This is a genomic window from Marilutibacter chinensis (assembly GCF_021725675.1).
Taxonomy (GTDB): domain Bacteria; phylum Pseudomonadota; class Gammaproteobacteria; order Xanthomonadales; family Xanthomonadaceae; genus Marilutibacter; species Marilutibacter chinensis.
This window is the reverse complement of sequence record NZ_JAKJPO010000001.1, coordinates 871,041-885,618: the sequence shown is the minus strand read 5'-3', so window position 1 is coordinate 885,618 and position 14,578 is coordinate 871,041. Positions and strand designations below refer to the sequence as shown.

Below are 14,578 nucleotides of genomic sequence, written 5' to 3'. Positions count from 1 at the left end.
TCGCGTTGTTCCGGTCAGGCAGGCAAGCCGTCGAGGCGCTGATGCGAGTTCTGGTTACCGGAGGGGCGGGATACATCGGTGCCCATGCCTGCGTGGTCCTCATCGAGCGCGGCCACGACGTGGTCATCGTCGACAACTTCCGCAACAGCTCGCCCGAGGCGGTGACGCGGCTGGAGCTGCTGCTGGAACGCCCGATCGCGGTGGAGCGGCTCGATCTGCGCGACCGCACGCGCCTGGCCCGGGTGTTCGCGCGGAACCGCTTCGACGCGGTGATCCATTTCGCCGCGCTCAAGGCGGTCGGCGAGTCCTGCGCACGCCCGCTGGAGTATTTCGACAACAACATCGGCGGCGCGATCGCGCTGCTGCAGGAGATGGCGGCGGCGGGAGTGAAGCGCCTGGTGTTCAGCTCCTCCGCGACCGTGTACGGAATGCCCGACACGGTGCCGGTACGCGAGGACGCCGAACTCAGGGTCACCAATCCCTACGGACGCACCAAGCTGGTGACCGAACAGTTGCTTGCGGACGTGGAGGCGGGCGATCCCGCCTTCCAGGTCGCCAACCTTCGCTATTTCAACCCGGTAGGCGCACACGCATCGGGCCTGATCGGCGAGGCGCCCGGTGGCGTTCCCGGCAACCTGATGCCCTACGTCTGCCAGGTCGCGGGCGGGCGGCGGGAGCGGCTGCAGGTGTTCGGCGGCGATTATCCCACCCGCGACGGCACCGGCGTGCGCGACTACCTGCACGTGATGGACCTGGCGCGCGCGCACGCCGATGCGCTCGATCATCTTGCAGGGGACCGCGGCGGCCTGACCGTCAACCTGGGTACGGGGCGCGGTGTCAGCGTGCTGGAACTGGTGCACGCCTTCGAGGCCGCCAGCGGCCGGCCCGTCCCCTACGAGATCGTCGGCCGGCGCCCCGGCGACGTCGCCGAGGTGTTCGCCGACCCTTCGCTCGCCCGGGAGCGGCTGGGGTGGCGTGCCGAGCTCGACATCGAGGCGATGTGCCGCGACGCCTGGCGCTGGCAGTCGCTCAATCCGGACGGCTACCGGACCCGGGCGGTCGCGGCGATGCGCGCGCGTGCCGCGGTCGCCTGACGGGACGAGCGCATCCGGAACGGCTCAGTCGTCGTCGGCGGTCAATGCCTCGACGACCGCCGCCGGCTGCTTCATCCAAGCGAAGTGGTCGGCGCGGGTGCCGAGCGCGGCCGAGTCCAGCAGCGCGTGGCTTACCTCGGCACGGCCGAACCTGGACAGCAGGAAGTCCAGCGAGGACTCCGGCGCCAGCCAGTCGCGGGCGAACGCGACGGTGCGGACCCTCGGCGCCAGTGCGGCCATGCCCGCTTCCAGATCGGCCTCCAGGCCGCGTGCCCGGTAGCGACCGCTCAGCGCGCTGCGCGCCCAGTCGCCGATGAGGCTGCGCGCCTCTTCGCCGCCGAAACCGATGTGGCGGCCGGGCAGCGCGCCGCGGGCTTCGGCCAGCCACGGCAGGAAGCGGTAGGCCAACGGCAGCCACCACCGGGTCGGAGGCGGGAACGCGCGCCAGTACGGCGAGCCGCTGGCCACCAGCCACAGCCGGTCGGCGACGGCGGGTACCATGCCGAGCCTGCAGCAGGCCAGCTGTCCGCCCAGGCTGTGCCCGCCGAGGGTGCGTCCGATGTCGGGGAACGCGCCGGCCACCGCCGTTTCGGTGACGGGCAGGTCGGTGGCGAGCAGCTGTGCGTAGCCCCAGTCGGTGTGCCTGTCCGGGCGCAGCGAACTGCTGCCGCTGCCGCGCCATTCGTGGATCGCCGTTGCGACGCCGCGCTTGGCAAGTGCCTCGGCAAGGGACTGATAGTGGCGCGCGGCCACGCCCAGCGCCGGCAGCCAGGTCAGTACCGTTCGCGGGGTTCCGGCGGGGCGATGGATCAGCAGCGACCAGCGATGGCCGTCGGCGGCTTCGCAGGGCAGTTCGATGGCGGGCGCGGAACCAGGCATCGCGCTCATGCCGCCTCCGCCGCGCCGAAGTGGTCCAGCACCAGTACTGCGCCGCGGCCGGGCCGATAGCCGCCGCGCAGGGCCCGATGGACGTAGTCGGCGGCGAGTTCGCAGGCTTCTGGCAGCGCGTGCCCGAGCGCCAGCCGCGCGGCGATCGCCGAAGCCAGCGTGCAACCGGTTCCATGGGCGTCGAGATCCAGCCGCGGGTGGCTGTACCGGGCGATGCGGTCGCCGTCCCGGTAGCGGTCGATCACGAGTTCGTCGCGATCCAGGTGGCCGCCCTTGAGCAGCACCGCGCGCGCGTCCAGGTCGTCGATGAACTCGGCCAGCGCCGATTCGGCGGCGGCCGCGTCGGCGACCGGATGGCCGAGCAGCAGTTCGGCTTCGGGGATGTTGGGGGTGACCACGCTGGCCAGCGGCAGCAGCCGGGTGCGCAGCGCATCGAGAGCGTCGTCGGCCAGCAGCTTGGCGCCCGAGGTCGCGACCATCACCGGATCGAGCACGACGCGTGCGGGACGGTACGATTCCAGCGCGTCCGCGACGGCATGGATGACGGCCGCGTTCGCCAGCATCCCGAGCTTGACCGCCTCGACCCGGAAGTCGTCGAAACAGGCATCGATCTGGGCCCGCAGGAACGCGGTCGGCGGTACCTCCACCGCGGTGACGGCGCGGGTGTGCTGGGCGGTCAGTGCGGCGAGCGCGCTGAGTCCATGCACGCGGTGCGCGGCGAAGGTCTTCAGGTCGGCCTGGATGCCGGCGCCGCCGCCGGAGTCGGAGCCGGCGATGGTCAGCACGCTGGCAGGGCGTTGGTCGGGAGTCATGACGACAGTGTGCCCGTTCCCCCGCGCAGCAGGCGATAGCCGACGTAGGCGATGCCGGTCGATCCGGTCAGCGCGGCAGGCAGATAGAGCGTGTCGTAGCCCAGGTGCCGGAACAGCATCGCGCCGGCCACGCCGCCGAGCAGGAAGCCGACGATGATCACCAGACACAGCCACAGCCGGCGCTGGTCGGACGGCATCCCGCGCAGGCGGTGGCCGAGGAAGACGCCGAGGTCGGTGAACATCCCGGTCAGGTGCGAGGTACGCACCAGGGCGCCAGAGTAGGTGGCGGTCATCGCGTTCTGCAGCCCGCAGGCACCGGCCGCCAGTGCGGCGCCGGCCATCTGGTGACGGTGCAGCAGCGGTACCGCCAGGGCCAGCAATGCGGCTTCGATCATCAGCGCGACGCCGTAGCGGCGTCCCAGCCGCAGGGTGCTGTCCTGGATGATGATGCCGCTGAGCACCGCCCCGGCGACGAACGCGGCCACCATCAGCGACAGCCGCAGCGCGTTGCGGCCGTCGCCCTCGGCCAGCGCCGCGCCGAGCAGGCTGGTGGTGCCGGTGAGGTGGGTGATCGCCTGGTGCTCGAAGCCCAGGTAACCGACCACGTTGACCATGCCGGCGACCACGGCCAGGCTGCCGGCGCCCAGCCATACCCAGGCCGGCAGCCGCGAGATCATGGCGTCGGAGAGCCGGCCCTCGGGCCGACCTTCGGCACGCTCGCGACCGTGCGCCGTGCGCTCACAGCACTTCGGATGCGTAGTCGGCCAGCCGCGAGCGCTCGCCGCGGCGCAGGGTCACGCTGGCGCTGTGCTCCCAGTGCTTGAAGCGATCGACCGCATACGTCAGGCCGGAGGTGGTCTCGGTCAGGTACGGGGTGTCGATCTGTTCGACGTTGCCGAGGCAGACGATCTTGGTGCCCGGGCCGGCGCGGGTGATCAACGTCTTCATCTGCTTCGGGGTCAGGTTCTGCGCCTCGTCCAGGATCAGCCAGCGGCTGAGGAAGGTGCGCCCGCGCATGAAGTTCAACGAGCGGATCTTGATCCTCGACGCCAGCAGGTCGTTGGTCGCCGCGCGACCCCAGCTGCCGCCGTCCTGGTTGTGGGTGAGCACCTCCAGGTTGTCGGTCAGCGCGCCCATCCATGGGGTCATCTTCTCTTCTTCGGTGCCGGGCAGGAAGCCGATGTCCTCGCCGACGCTGACCGTCGCGCGGGTCATGATGATCTCGCGGTAGCGCTGCTGGTCCATCGTCTGCGCCAGGCCGGCGGCCAGCGCCAGCAGGGTCTTGCCGGTGCCGGCGGTGCCGAGCAGGGTGACAAAGTCGATCTCCGGGTCCATCAGCGCGTTGAGCGCGAAGTTCTGTTCGCGGTTGCGTGCGGTGATGCCCCAGACCGCGTGCTGGCTGTGGCGGAAGTCGTCGACGATCTGCAGCACCACCTTGTCGTCGCCGATGCGCAGGACCTTCATTTCCGACTCGTCGTCGCCGGGCAGGTACAGGAACTGGTTCGGGTACCAGGGGTCCTCTCCGTCGCCGGGCTCGGGGCGGGCGATCTCGTAGTAGGTGCGGCCCTTCTCGGTCCACGACTTCAGGTGCTTGCCGTTGCGCTGCCAGAAGTCCTCGGGCAGCGCGGTCGCGCCGGCGTAGAGCAGGCTGAAGTCGTCGAGCGCGCGATCGTTCTCGTAGTCTTCCGATGCGATGCCGGCGATCGAGGCCTTGATCCGCAGGTTGATGTCCTTGGAGACGAACACCACCGGCACTTCAGGCTGCGCCTCCTTCAACGCCAGGATCGCGCCGAGGATCGCGTTGTCCGGGATCACCGCGCCGAAGCGCTTGCCGGCGTCGAAGTTGTCGGTCTGGAACAGCAGCCGACCGCTGCTCTGTTCGCCGCGCAGTTGCAGGCCGTTGGGGCGGCTGAGGACGATGCCTTCGTGCAGGTTGCCCTTGCCGCCCTGGGCTTCGATCAGCTCGTTGAGGAAGCGGCTGACCTGGCGCGCATTGCGGCTGGCCTCGGAGGTGCCCTTCTTGCCGTTGTCGAGCTCCTCGATGACCTGCATCGGCAGGAACACGTCGTGCTCCTCGAACTTGAACAGGGCGGTCGGGTCGTGCATCAGGACATTGGTGTCGAGCACGTAGATGCGCTTGCTTCGCGTCATTCGGGCTTCCTGGGGGTGGGGCGGGGACGGACGGCTCCGCCTGGCGGCGGACAGGGCAAAGCCGCCGTGGCCCGCGGGGCGGGACGGCGTCGGATCGGGCGGGCGGGGCGGGTCACTGCGTCTGGGCAGCCTTGAGTGCGTCGAGGACGGCCTGGGCATGGCCGGGAACTTTCACCTTGCGCCATGACTGGGCGATGACGCCCTCGGGGGAGATCAGGAAGGTGCTGCGCTCGATGCCGACGTACTCGCGGCCGTACAGCTTCTTCGGCTTGATCACGTCGAAGGCCTTGCACAGCGCCTCGTCGGTGTCGCTGACCAGCGGAAACCTGAAGCCCTGCCTGGCGCAGAAGCTGTCGTGCGAACGCACCGAGTCGCGCGAGACGCCGAGCACGGCGGCGCTGGATCGTTCGAACTCCGGCAGCAGCGCGTTGAAGTCCAGCCCTTCGGTGGTGCAGCCCGGCGTGCTGTCCTTCGGGTAGAAGTAGAGGACAAGCCATTGACCTGCATGCCCCTGGCCGACGAAGTCGCCGAGGGTGGCGCTGTCGCCGCCGGACAGGGCCAGCGGCAGCTTGAGTGTCTTGGCGGGGAGTTTCTTGCCGTCTTCGGCCATGTACTTGATCGCCTCGGTCAGAACTTCATCGGATCCATGATGGCGTCGAGGTTCAGGTGGTCGCAGAACTCCAGGAAATCGTCGCGCAGCGCTGCGATGTGCATGTTCGCAGGCACCCCGATGGTGACCTGGGCGGAGAACATGTCCGCGCCGGTCTGCATCGCACGATAGCGCGAACAGTGCAGGCTCTCGATGGTGATGCCCTGGCGGTCGAAGAAATCCGCCAGCTGGAACAGGATCCCGGGCTTGTCGGCGGCGACCACCTCCACGACATAGGGCAGCAGGTTCGACTGGATCTGCTTGGCGCCGGTGCGGTACCAGACCAGTTTCAGCCCTTCCTCGCGCTCGAGCCGGGTCAGCATCGCCTCCAGCTTGGCCACCGCGTCCCAGGAGCCCACCGCCAGTGCGGTCACCGACACGTCGCGGCCGACGGTCGCCAGGCGCGCGTCGACGAGGTTGCAGCCGCTGTCGCTGATCCGGCGTGTCACCGACAGCAGCGGCGACTCCGGATGCGTCGTATAGGCGTTGATCAGGAGGTGGTTTTCCGTCGGCGACGGCCGGGGAGCGGAATCGGTCAAGGCGGCGCCTGCGCTGGAACTGGAGACGGATGTGACGGGTGATGCGTGTCGCGGTCGGCCCGTTCAGGGACCAGCCGCCTGCGGCCAGCATACTTGCCCGCGCTTTCGCGCCGCAAGTAACATCGGCTCTGCGCCTGCGCAGCCGTGCGCGCATCACCGTCCGCCACGCCGTGCCCGTCATTCCGAAAGGTCCCCCCTTGCAACTATCCGGCAGCATCACCGCGCTGGCGACGCCCTTCGACGTCGCACGCGAACTCGATCTCGACGCCTGGCACAGGCTGCTTTCGATGCAGCTCGAGCAGGGCAGCCAGGGCCTCGTGGCCGCCGGCTCGACCGGCGAGGCCGCGGCCCTGTACGACGCGGAGTACGACCTGCTGTTGCGCAGCGCGGTCGAGTTCGTCGCCGGCAGGGTGCCGGTGCTGGCCGGGACCGGGCAGCCGAATACCGCCAAGACCATCGAGCAGACCCGCCGTGCCGCCGCGCTCGGCGCCGATGCCGCACTGGTCGTGACGCCGCCATACGTGCGTCCGACCCAGGCCGGCCTGGTCGCCCATTACCGCGCGATCGCCGACGACGGCGCGCTGCCGATCGTGCTCTACAACGTCCCGTCGCGGACCGGCTGCGACCTGCTGCCGGAGACGGTCGCCGAGCTGGCAGGACATCCGCGAATCGTCGCGATCAAGGAAGCGCGCAGCGAGCCCGAGCGCATGCAGGCCCTGCTCGGGTTGCAGGACCGCGATTTCACCGTCCTCAGCGGCGACGATCCGACCGCATGCCGGGCGATGCTCACCGGTGCGCGTGGCGTGATCTCGGTCGCCTCCAATGTGGTGCCGGCAACGTTCCGCCACCTGTGCAACCTCGCCCTGGGCGGGCAGGGCGACAAGGCCCGCGCCTGGGATGCGCGTCTGCAGGAGGTCTATGCCTTCCTCGGCATCGAACCCAATCCGACCCCGGTCAAGGCCCTCCTGGCGCTGCAGGGGATCGGCCATGATCTGCGGCTGCCGTTGCAGGTATTGTCGGAGCGCCATCGCGATGCGGCGACCGCCATGCTGGCCACGATCCGCGGGATCGAGGACGAATGCCGCAAGTCGCTCGCGGCCTGACCCGGTCGTCGCCGACGGCCTTTCCGGAGAGTTCCATGATTTCACGCTTCCCGATGATTTCCCGCGCCGCACTGGCCGCTGCGTTGGCGACCGCCCTGGTCGCGACCGCGGGCTGCAGCTGGTTCCGCAAGGGCGACGACCTGTACGCCGCGGATCCGGCCGACCGGCCGCTGGAGGTGCCGCCGCCGCTGCCGTCGGCCGACGATACCCAGGCCGGCGGAAGCGTGACCGCCAGCTCGGTGATCGAGGCCCGCCGCGCCGGCGCGGCGTCGGCACTCGGCTTCAACGCCCAGGGCAGCCGCGACGAGGTGTTCGCGCGGATCGGCGAGGCGCTGGAGAGGATCGAGGGCGTCACCATCGTCAGCCGCGCACAGCTGCTGGGCGCGTACGACGTCAACTACCAGGGCAGCAACTTCCTGGTCCGGGTCAGCGACACCGAAGGCGGCGCCTACGTGTCGGCGGTCGACCCGCGCGGGGTACCGGCCTCGGGCGATGCTCCGGCCCAGCTGGTCCGCTCGCTGCAGGAGGCGTTGGGCGGGCAATGACGAGCTGCGTCCGCGCACCGGCCGGCAGGCGCGGGCCGGGTCGGCGGCGTGCGCGGAAAGGGCGTCGATCGACGCCCTTTTTCGTTGATCGGGCGCGGAGTGGCGTGGCCGCGCTCAGCGTTCCAGCAGCGGCAGTTTGTCCGGCTTGCCTTCCCAGTCCTTGGCGTCCGGCAGCGGCTCCTTGCGCGCGGTGATCACCGGCCACGCCTGCGACAGTTCGGCGTTGAGGGCGACGAATGCTTCCTGCCCGGCCGGTACGTCGTCCTCGGGGTAGATCGCATTGATCGGGCACTCCGGTTCGCACAACGTGCAATCGATGCACTCGTCCGGGTCGATCACCAGGAAGTTCGGGCCCTCGTGGAAACAGTCGACCGGGCACACCTCGACGCAGTCGGTGTACTTGCACTTGATGCAGTTCTCGGTGACGACGAAGGGCATGGCGGATTCCTTGGAGATGCGCCGGTCATTCTATCGGCCGCTGCCGGGGAAGCCCATACTCGTGCCGGCCCGGGGCGCGTTTGTCCACCCGCGGCCGAGAAGGGAGCTGCCCTGACGGCTGCAGCGTGCGACGCCGATAGGCGCGATGCAAGGAAAAAGGCCCCGGCCTGCTGGCGTGGGCCTTCGGAACAGGCTACCCAGGGGATGGACGCGGCACATCCCGGTGGCGCGCCCTTCGGGCAGCCTGCGGCTGTCCGGATTCGTTGCTGACGAATCTGTCGAACCGTTCAGATCCCCCAGGGCGTGTGCCGCAAAGGAAAAGGCCCGTGCCTGGCGACACGGGCCTTTGGAATTGGCGCTCCCTAGGGGATTCGAACCCCTGTTTTAGCCTTGAGAGGGCCACGTCCTAGGCCTCTAGACGAAGGGAGCAATGTTCGCCGCAATCCGTTCAGGATCAGGGCGGCCTGCTAGTATAGTGGGCTGTTGCCCGCGTTGGCAACGATTCCGCAAGACATCTTTTACCTTCCATTGAGCTGCGGCAAAGTCCGCCCGAATGCCAGCCGATCACGACACCGACAACTCCGCCTCCGGCGCTTCGCTCCGGATCGTTCCCCGCGACCAGCACTGTGTCTCGCGCAAGGAGATCAGCTCCAATGCGTTGCGGGTGCTGTACCGCCTGCGCGACGCCGGCTTCGCCGGATATCTGGTCGGCGGCGCGGTGCGCGACCTGCTGGTCGGCGGCCACCCCAAGGACTTCGACGTCGCCACCGACGCGACCCCCGAGCAGGTCAAGCAGTTGTTCCGCAACTGCCGCCTGATCGGCCGCCGCTTCCGCCTTGCGCACGTGGTGTTCGGCCGCGAGATCATCGAGGTGGCGACCTTCCGGGCCAACAGCGACGACGGCAGCGGCGATCGCGAGGTCGACGGCGGCCGTCTGGTCCGCGACAACGTCTACGGCACGATCGAAGAGGACGCGATCCGGCGCGACTTCACCGCCAACGCGCTGTACTACTCGATCGAGGACTTTTCCGTCCGCGATTACGTCGGCGGTTTCGACGACGTGCGCAACCGGACCCTGCGCCTGATCGGCGATCCGGAAACCCGCTACCGCGAGGATCCGGTGCGGATGCTGCGGGCGGTCCGGCTGGCGGCCAAGCTGGGGTTCGAGATCGAGCAGGCCACCGCCGCGCCGATCCGCGGGCTGGCGCCGCTGCTGGCCGAATCGGCGCCGGCACGGCTGTTCGAGGAATGTCTGAAGCTGTTCCTGTCGGGCCACGCGGTCGAGAGCTTCCTTGGCCTGGAGCGCCATGGCCTGCTGCCGGCGCTGCTGCCCGAAAGCGCCGCCGCGCTCGCCTCCAATCGCAGCGGCGCGTTGCGGCGGATGCTGCTGGAAGGTCTGCGCAATACCGACCGGCGGGTCGCCGACGACGAGCCGGTGTCGCCGGCTTTCCTGTTCGCGTTGCTGTTGTGGCCCGCGTACTGCCGGACCCTGGCGCAGCTGCAGGCACAGCAGGTGCATGCGGTCGAGGCGCAGCGACGGGCGGCCGACCGGGTCACCGTGCACCAGCTCGATACCGTGGCGTTGCCGCGTCGCTTCTCGCAGCCGATGCAGGAAATCTGGCTGCTGCAGTCGCGCTTTTCCGGGCGCCAGCGCAAGCGGGTGTTCCGCCTGCTCGCGCATCCGCGTTTCCGTGCCGCGTTCGACTTCCTCAGCCTCCGCCTCGCGGCCTCGCCGGAGCACGCCGACGACGTCGCGTTCTGGCGCGAAGCCCAGACCAAGCCGGGCGACGCGCTGGCCGCGCAACTGGAAGCCGGCCAACATGCCGACGACGACTCCGAAGGCGCATCACCGTCGCGCCGCCGTCGCCGTCGCCGTCGCAAACCGGCCTCCGGTTGAGCGGGAAGGTCGGGAGCGGAACGCAGAGCCGATGACGCAGTCCGTGGTCGCCTATCTCGGGCTCGGCGGCAACCTGGGCGACGTGCCGGCCACCCTGCGCGGAGCGCTCGCCGCGCTCGCCGCCGTGCCCGGCGTACGCATGGGGGCGGTCTCCAGGTTCTATCGCACGCCGGCCTGGGGCATGACCGCGCAGCCGGACTTCATCAACGCGGTGGTCGCGCTCGAAACCACGCTCGCTCCGCAGGCGCTGCTGGCGGCGATGCTGGAGATCGAGCGCTGTGCCGGCCGCGATCGCGGCGACGATGCTCTCCGCTGGGGGCCGCGCACGCTGGACCTGGACCTGCTGCTGTACGGCGATGCCAGGCTCGATCTGCCGGGTCTGCAGGTGCCGCACCCGCGTCTGCACGAACGCGCGTTCGCGTTGCTGCCGCTGGTGGAGATCGCGCCCGACGTGGTCATTCCCGGCGTCGGTCCGGCGCGCACGCGGCTGCAAACGATGGCGGTCACCGGCATCGAGGCGATACGCTAGGGACTGCTAGCGCTGACAGGCTCCAGGCACATGTACGCCCCCACTTCCAAACAGGCCCGCGCCGCCGAAGACAAGCCATGGACCGTGCCGGAGTTGCGGCAGGCCAAACAGGACGGCCGCAGGCTGGTGATGCTGACCTGCTACGACGCCGGTTTTGCCCGCACGATGGATGCCGCCGGCGTCGATCTGGTGCTGGTCGGCGATTCCCTCGGTATGGTCGTGCAGGGGCGCGACAGCACGCTGCCGGTGACCGTTGCCGATATCGCCTATCACACCGCCTGCGTCGCCCGCGGGCTGTCCAAGGCCCTGCTGATCGCCGACCTGCCGTTCGCCGCCGATGCCGACCCGCAGCGCGCGCTGGAGGCGTCACTCGCGCTGCTTCAGGCAGGAGCGGGGATGGTCAAGCTGGAAGGCGCTGGCCACAAGCTGGAGGTGGTCCGGTATCTGGTCGATCGCGAGATCCCGGTCTGCGCCCACCTCGGCCTGACCCCGCAATCGGTGTTGCGACTGGGTGGCTACAAGGTGCAGGGGCGCGATGAGGCCGCGGCCGCGCGCCTGCGCGAGGACGCGCGCGCGGTCGAGGCGGCCGGCGCCAGCCTGCTGGTGCTCGAATGCGTGCCCACCGCGGTGGCGACCGCGATCAGCGCGGACATCGAGATCCCGACGGTGGGCATCGGCGCGGGTCCCGGTTGCGACGGGCAGGTGCTGGTCCTGCACGACATGCTCGGCCTCAACAGCGGCCACCGCCGGCCGCGCTTCGTCAAGGACTTCCTCGCCGAGGGCGGGTCGGTGGCCGGTGCCTGCGCGGCCTTTGCCGACGCGGTCCGCGAGGGTCGATTCCCGGACGCCGCGCATTCGTATGCATAGTTCCTGGCACGGATTCGCGCGGATGAACGTGGACAGTGCTTTTTGATCGTCGTTTCCGGTTTCGCCTTGTCCGTGTTCATCCGTGTAATCCGTGGCTGCCCCTGAGTTGCGCTCATGCTCGAAACCCTCACCGAACTCGATGCGCTGCGCGAACGCGTCGCCGACTGGAAGCGCGCCGGCTTGCGCGTGGCGCTGGTGCCCACGATGGGCAACCTGCACGCGGGCCACTTCTCCCTGGTCGATCTGGCGCTGCGCCACGCCGACCGCGTGGTCGCCAGCGTGTTCGTCAATCCGACCCAGTTCGGCCCCGACGAGGATTTCGCACGCTACCCGCGTACGCCCGGAGCCGACGCCGCCGGGCTCGAGACCGCCGGCTGCCATGCGCTATGGCTGCCCGCGGTGGAGACGATGTATCCGTTCGGAACCGGCGGCACCGTGCAGATACGGGTGCCGGGAGTGACGGAGACGCTCGAGGGTGCCCATCGTCCCGGTCACTTCGAGGGCGTCGCCACCGTCGTCGCCCGGCTGTTCAACCAGGTACAACCCGACGTCGCAGTATTTGGACGCAAGGACTACCAGCAACTGGCGGTGATCCGCTATCTGGTGCGTGAGTTGTCGTTCCCGCTGGAGATACTGGCCGCGCCGATCCTGCGCGAGGCCGACGGGCTGGCGATGAGTTCGCGCAACCAGTACCTGTCGGCCGAAGAGCGGCCGTGCGCGGCACGCATCCACGCGACCCTGCTGGAGATGCGCGAGGCCATGCGTGCCGGCCGGCCGCTGGCGCAGGTCGAAGCCGCGGCCGTGCAGCGGCTGGCCGAAGCCGGCTTCGCGGTCGACTACGCGGTCGTCCGCCGCCCGGACCTGTCCGCGCCGGCCGCGGCGGCGGTTGCGGGCGGAGGTGCCCTGGTGGCGCTGGTCGCGGCCCGGCTCGGGCGAACCCGTCTGATCGACAACCTCGAATTCGGGATCTGAGCGCAACGCAGTGTTGCGCGGCTCGCTGTCGCCGGCACCCGTCGCGTCAGGCCGGGTTATGTTGCGGCGCGCCATCCGCTGCTAAACTCGAAAGCCCAGGGCCGGCTTCTGATCCGGCCCGATCTCCAGAGTCCCCGCCGAAGCCGTCCCGCGACGGAGAACCGACATGCTGCTGAACCTGCTCAAGGCCAAGATCCACCGCGCCACCGTCACCCACGCCGAACTGCACTACGAGGGCTCGTGCGCGATCGACGGCCGCCTGCTCGACATCTCGGGCATCCGCGAATACGAGCAGGTGCACATCTTCAACATCAACAACGGCCATCGTTTCGTCACCTACGCGATCCGCGGCGAGGAAGGCAGCGGGGTGATCTCGGTCAACGGCGCCGCCGCCCACCTGGCCCAGCCGGGCGATCTGGTCATCATCTGTGCCTACGGCCAGTGCGACGAAGCCGAGGCGGCCAAGTTCAAGCCGACTCTGGTCTACGTGGACCGCGAGAACCGGCTGACCCACACCAACCACTCCATCCCCGCCCAGGCCGCCTGACGGCCGCCGGCAAAGGCCTTCGATGAGCGCCACGGACAGGATCGACACCGCACTCCAGCCCCACGTGGCGCGCCTGAAAGAGCGGCGCACCTCCGACCTGATCCAGGCCGATCCCGGCCGCGCCCGCGAACTGGCGCTGCGGGTCGGTCCGGTCTACGCCAACTTCGCCCGCCAGGGCTACGACCGCGACGCGCTCGGCGCGCTGTTCGGGCTGCTGCGCGACGTCGATGCCGAAGACCGGATCCGTGCCCAGTTCGACGGCGAGAAGATCAACCTGACTGAAGATCGCGCGGTCCTGCACACCGCGCTGCGTAGCGATCTGTCGGATGCGCCGGCGGCGAGGGCCGCGCATGCACAGGCATTGCAGGCGCGCACGCAGATGCGCCAGTTGGTCGCAGCGCTGGAGGCCGACGCGGTCACCGACGTGGTCAGCGTCGGCATCGGCGGCTCCGATCTCGGTCCGCGGCTCGCGGTCGATGCGCTGGCCGATCCCGCCGGTCGCGGCCTGCGCGTGCATTTCCTCTCCAACGTCGATGGTCATGCGGCCCAGCGCGTGCTGGCGGGCCTCGACCCGGCGCGTACCGCCGGCATCCTGATCTCGAAGACCTTCGGGACCCAGGAAACCCTGCTCAACGGCCAGGTGCTGGGCGAATGGCTCGGTGCGGGCGCGGCGCAGCGGCTGTATGCGGTGTCGGCCAACGTCAAGCGTCCGGCCGAGGTCTTCGGCATTCCGGCCGGGCGCATCCTGCCGATGTGGGATTGGGTCGGCGGACGTTACTCGCTGTGGTCGGCGGTCGGTTTTCCCATCGCGCTGGCGATCGGCATGGACGCGTTCGAGGATTTCCTCGCCGGCGCCGCCGAGATGGACGCGCACGTGCTGCGTTCGCCGCTGGAGCGCAACCTGGCGGCCTGGCATGCCGCGACCGGCCTGTGGAACCGCAACGCCCTCGGCCATGCCACCCACGCGGTGCTGCCGTACGACGACCGCCTGAAGCTGCTGTCGAACTACCTGCAGCAGTTGGTGATGGAGAGCCTGGGCAAGTCGGTGCGCCGCGACGGTTCGCCGGTGGCCGGCAATACCGTGCCGGTCTGGTGGGGCGGTGTCGGTACCGACACCCAGCACAGCTTCTTCCAGGCCTTGCACCAGGGCACCTCGATCGTGCCGGCCGATTTCATCGGCGTGGTGCGCGCCGACGCGCCTTACACCGACAATCACCGGGCCCTGCACGCGAATCTGCTGGCCCAGACCGAGGCGTTCGCCAACGGCCAGGCCAGCGACGATCCGCACCGCAATTACGCCGGCGGCCGTCCGACCACCACCATCCTGCTCGATGCGCTGACTCCGCGCGCGCTCGGTGCGCTGCTGGCGCTGTACGAGCACAGCGTCTATCTGCAGTCGGTGGCCTGGGGCATCAACGCCTTCGACCAGTTCGGCGTCGAGCTCGGCAAGCAGGTCGCCAGCCGCCTGCTGCCGGCACTGGACGGCGAGGCCGAGGCCGACGACCCGGTAACGCGGGTCCTGCTCGAAGAACTGCGGCGGCGATGAC

Annotated in this window: 16 protein-coding genes and 1 tRNA gene; 9 read left to right on the top strand and 8 right to left on the bottom strand. The window is 69.6% G+C overall.

Annotated elements, in window-relative coordinates:
* Positions 1-41: 41 nt before the first annotated feature.
* Positions 42-1,094: a UDP-glucose 4-epimerase GalE gene (galE, locus tag L3V18_RS03875; RefSeq protein WP_237053276.1), complete on the top strand. Its 1,053-nt coding sequence runs from the start codon at positions 42-44 to the stop codon at positions 1,092-1,094.
* Between the two features lie 24 nt (positions 1,095-1,118).
* On the opposite strand, the gene L3V18_RS03870 is transcribed toward galE, so the two are convergent.
* The 6 genes from L3V18_RS03870 to L3V18_RS03845 form a co-directional block, all read right to left on the bottom strand.
* Positions 1,119-1,982, bottom strand: a complete 864-nt coding sequence (locus L3V18_RS03870) for an alpha/beta hydrolase family protein (RefSeq protein WP_237053275.1) — start codon at positions 1,980-1,982, stop codon at positions 1,119-1,121.
* Entirely contained in the window at positions 1,979-2,794 is an 816-nt protein-coding gene (gene thiD / locus L3V18_RS03865) for a bifunctional hydroxymethylpyrimidine kinase/phosphomethylpyrimidine kinase (protein ID WP_237053274.1), read from the bottom strand. Before thiD ends, L3V18_RS03870 begins: the two co-directional genes overlap by 4 nt.
* Positions 2,791-3,471 (bottom strand): YoaK family protein, encoded by a 681-nt coding sequence (locus L3V18_RS03860; protein WP_237053273.1) that lies wholly within the window; start codon positions 3,469-3,471, stop codon positions 2,791-2,793. The genes thiD and L3V18_RS03860 overlap by 4 nt, the downstream gene beginning before the upstream one ends.
* A 61-nt stretch (positions 3,472-3,532) precedes the next feature.
* A complete protein-coding gene (locus L3V18_RS03855) occupies positions 3,533-4,945 on the bottom strand; it encodes a PhoH family protein (RefSeq protein ID WP_237053272.1) in 1,413 nt (470 codons plus the stop codon).
* A 112-nt stretch (positions 4,946-5,057) separates the two neighbouring features.
* On the bottom strand, positions 5,058-5,555 hold the full coding sequence (locus L3V18_RS03850; protein WP_237053271.1) for a peroxiredoxin: 498 nt from the start codon (positions 5,553-5,555) through the stop codon (positions 5,058-5,060).
* Between the two features lie 17 nt (positions 5,556-5,572).
* Entirely contained in the window at positions 5,573-6,133 is a 561-nt protein-coding gene (locus L3V18_RS03845; protein ID WP_237053270.1) for a glycine cleavage system transcriptional repressor, read from the bottom strand.
* Positions 6,134-6,330: 197 nt separating this feature from the next.
* Between L3V18_RS03845 and dapA the strand changes: the two genes are divergently transcribed.
* Together dapA and L3V18_RS03835 are read left to right on the top strand one after the other, a co-directional pair.
* Complete coding sequence (dapA, locus tag L3V18_RS03840) at positions 6,331-7,236, top strand: 4-hydroxy-tetrahydrodipicolinate synthase (protein ID WP_237053269.1); 906 nt, start codon at positions 6,331-6,333, stop codon at positions 7,234-7,236.
* A 35-nt stretch (positions 7,237-7,271) separates the two neighbouring features.
* A complete protein-coding gene (locus L3V18_RS03835) occupies positions 7,272-7,781 on the top strand; it encodes a hypothetical protein (protein WP_237053268.1) in 510 nt (169 codons plus the stop codon).
* 114 nt (positions 7,782-7,895) lie between these two features.
* Here the strand turns inward: L3V18_RS03835 and fdxA are convergent, their stop codons facing one another.
* Both fdxA and L3V18_RS03825 read right to left on the bottom strand, forming a co-directional pair.
* Positions 7,896-8,219, bottom strand: coding sequence for a ferredoxin FdxA (fdxA, locus tag L3V18_RS03830; RefSeq protein ID WP_237053267.1), 324 nt, complete (start codon positions 8,217-8,219; stop codon positions 7,896-7,898).
* A gap of 353 nt (positions 8,220-8,572) precedes the next feature.
* A tRNA-Glu gene (locus L3V18_RS03825) sits at positions 8,573-8,648 on the bottom strand.
* 124 nt (positions 8,649-8,772) lie between these two features.
* Here L3V18_RS03825 and pcnB point away from each other — a divergent pair.
* The 6 genes from pcnB (at position 8,773) to pgi (ending at position 14,577) form a co-directional block, all read left to right on the top strand.
* Positions 8,773-10,116: a polynucleotide adenylyltransferase PcnB gene (pcnB, locus tag L3V18_RS03820; protein ID WP_237053266.1), complete on the top strand. Its 1,344-nt coding sequence runs from the start codon at positions 8,773-8,775 to the stop codon at positions 10,114-10,116.
* A gap of 31 nt (positions 10,117-10,147) precedes the next feature.
* Positions 10,148-10,645: a 2-amino-4-hydroxy-6-hydroxymethyldihydropteridine diphosphokinase gene (gene folK, locus L3V18_RS03815; protein WP_237053265.1), complete on the top strand. Its 498-nt coding sequence runs from the start codon at positions 10,148-10,150 to the stop codon at positions 10,643-10,645.
* Between the two features lie 30 nt (positions 10,646-10,675).
* Entirely contained in the window at positions 10,676-11,512 is an 837-nt protein-coding gene (gene panB, locus L3V18_RS03810) for a 3-methyl-2-oxobutanoate hydroxymethyltransferase (RefSeq protein WP_237053264.1), read from the top strand.
* Positions 11,513-11,626: 114 nt separating this feature from the next.
* Positions 11,627-12,484 (top strand): pantoate--beta-alanine ligase, encoded by an 858-nt coding sequence (gene panC / locus L3V18_RS03805; protein WP_237053263.1) that lies wholly within the window; start codon positions 11,627-11,629, stop codon positions 12,482-12,484.
* Positions 12,485-12,650: 166 nt separating this feature from the next.
* Positions 12,651-13,031 (top strand): aspartate 1-decarboxylase, encoded by a 381-nt coding sequence (gene panD, locus L3V18_RS03800; RefSeq protein WP_237053262.1) that lies wholly within the window; start codon positions 12,651-12,653, stop codon positions 13,029-13,031.
* A gap of 22 nt (positions 13,032-13,053) precedes the next feature.
* Positions 13,054-14,577 carry a glucose-6-phosphate isomerase gene (pgi, locus tag L3V18_RS03795; RefSeq protein WP_237053261.1) on the top strand — a complete coding sequence of 508 codons (1,524 nt, stop codon included), beginning with the start codon at positions 13,054-13,056 and terminating at the stop codon, positions 14,575-14,577.
* Position 14,578 lies beyond the last annotated feature (1 nt).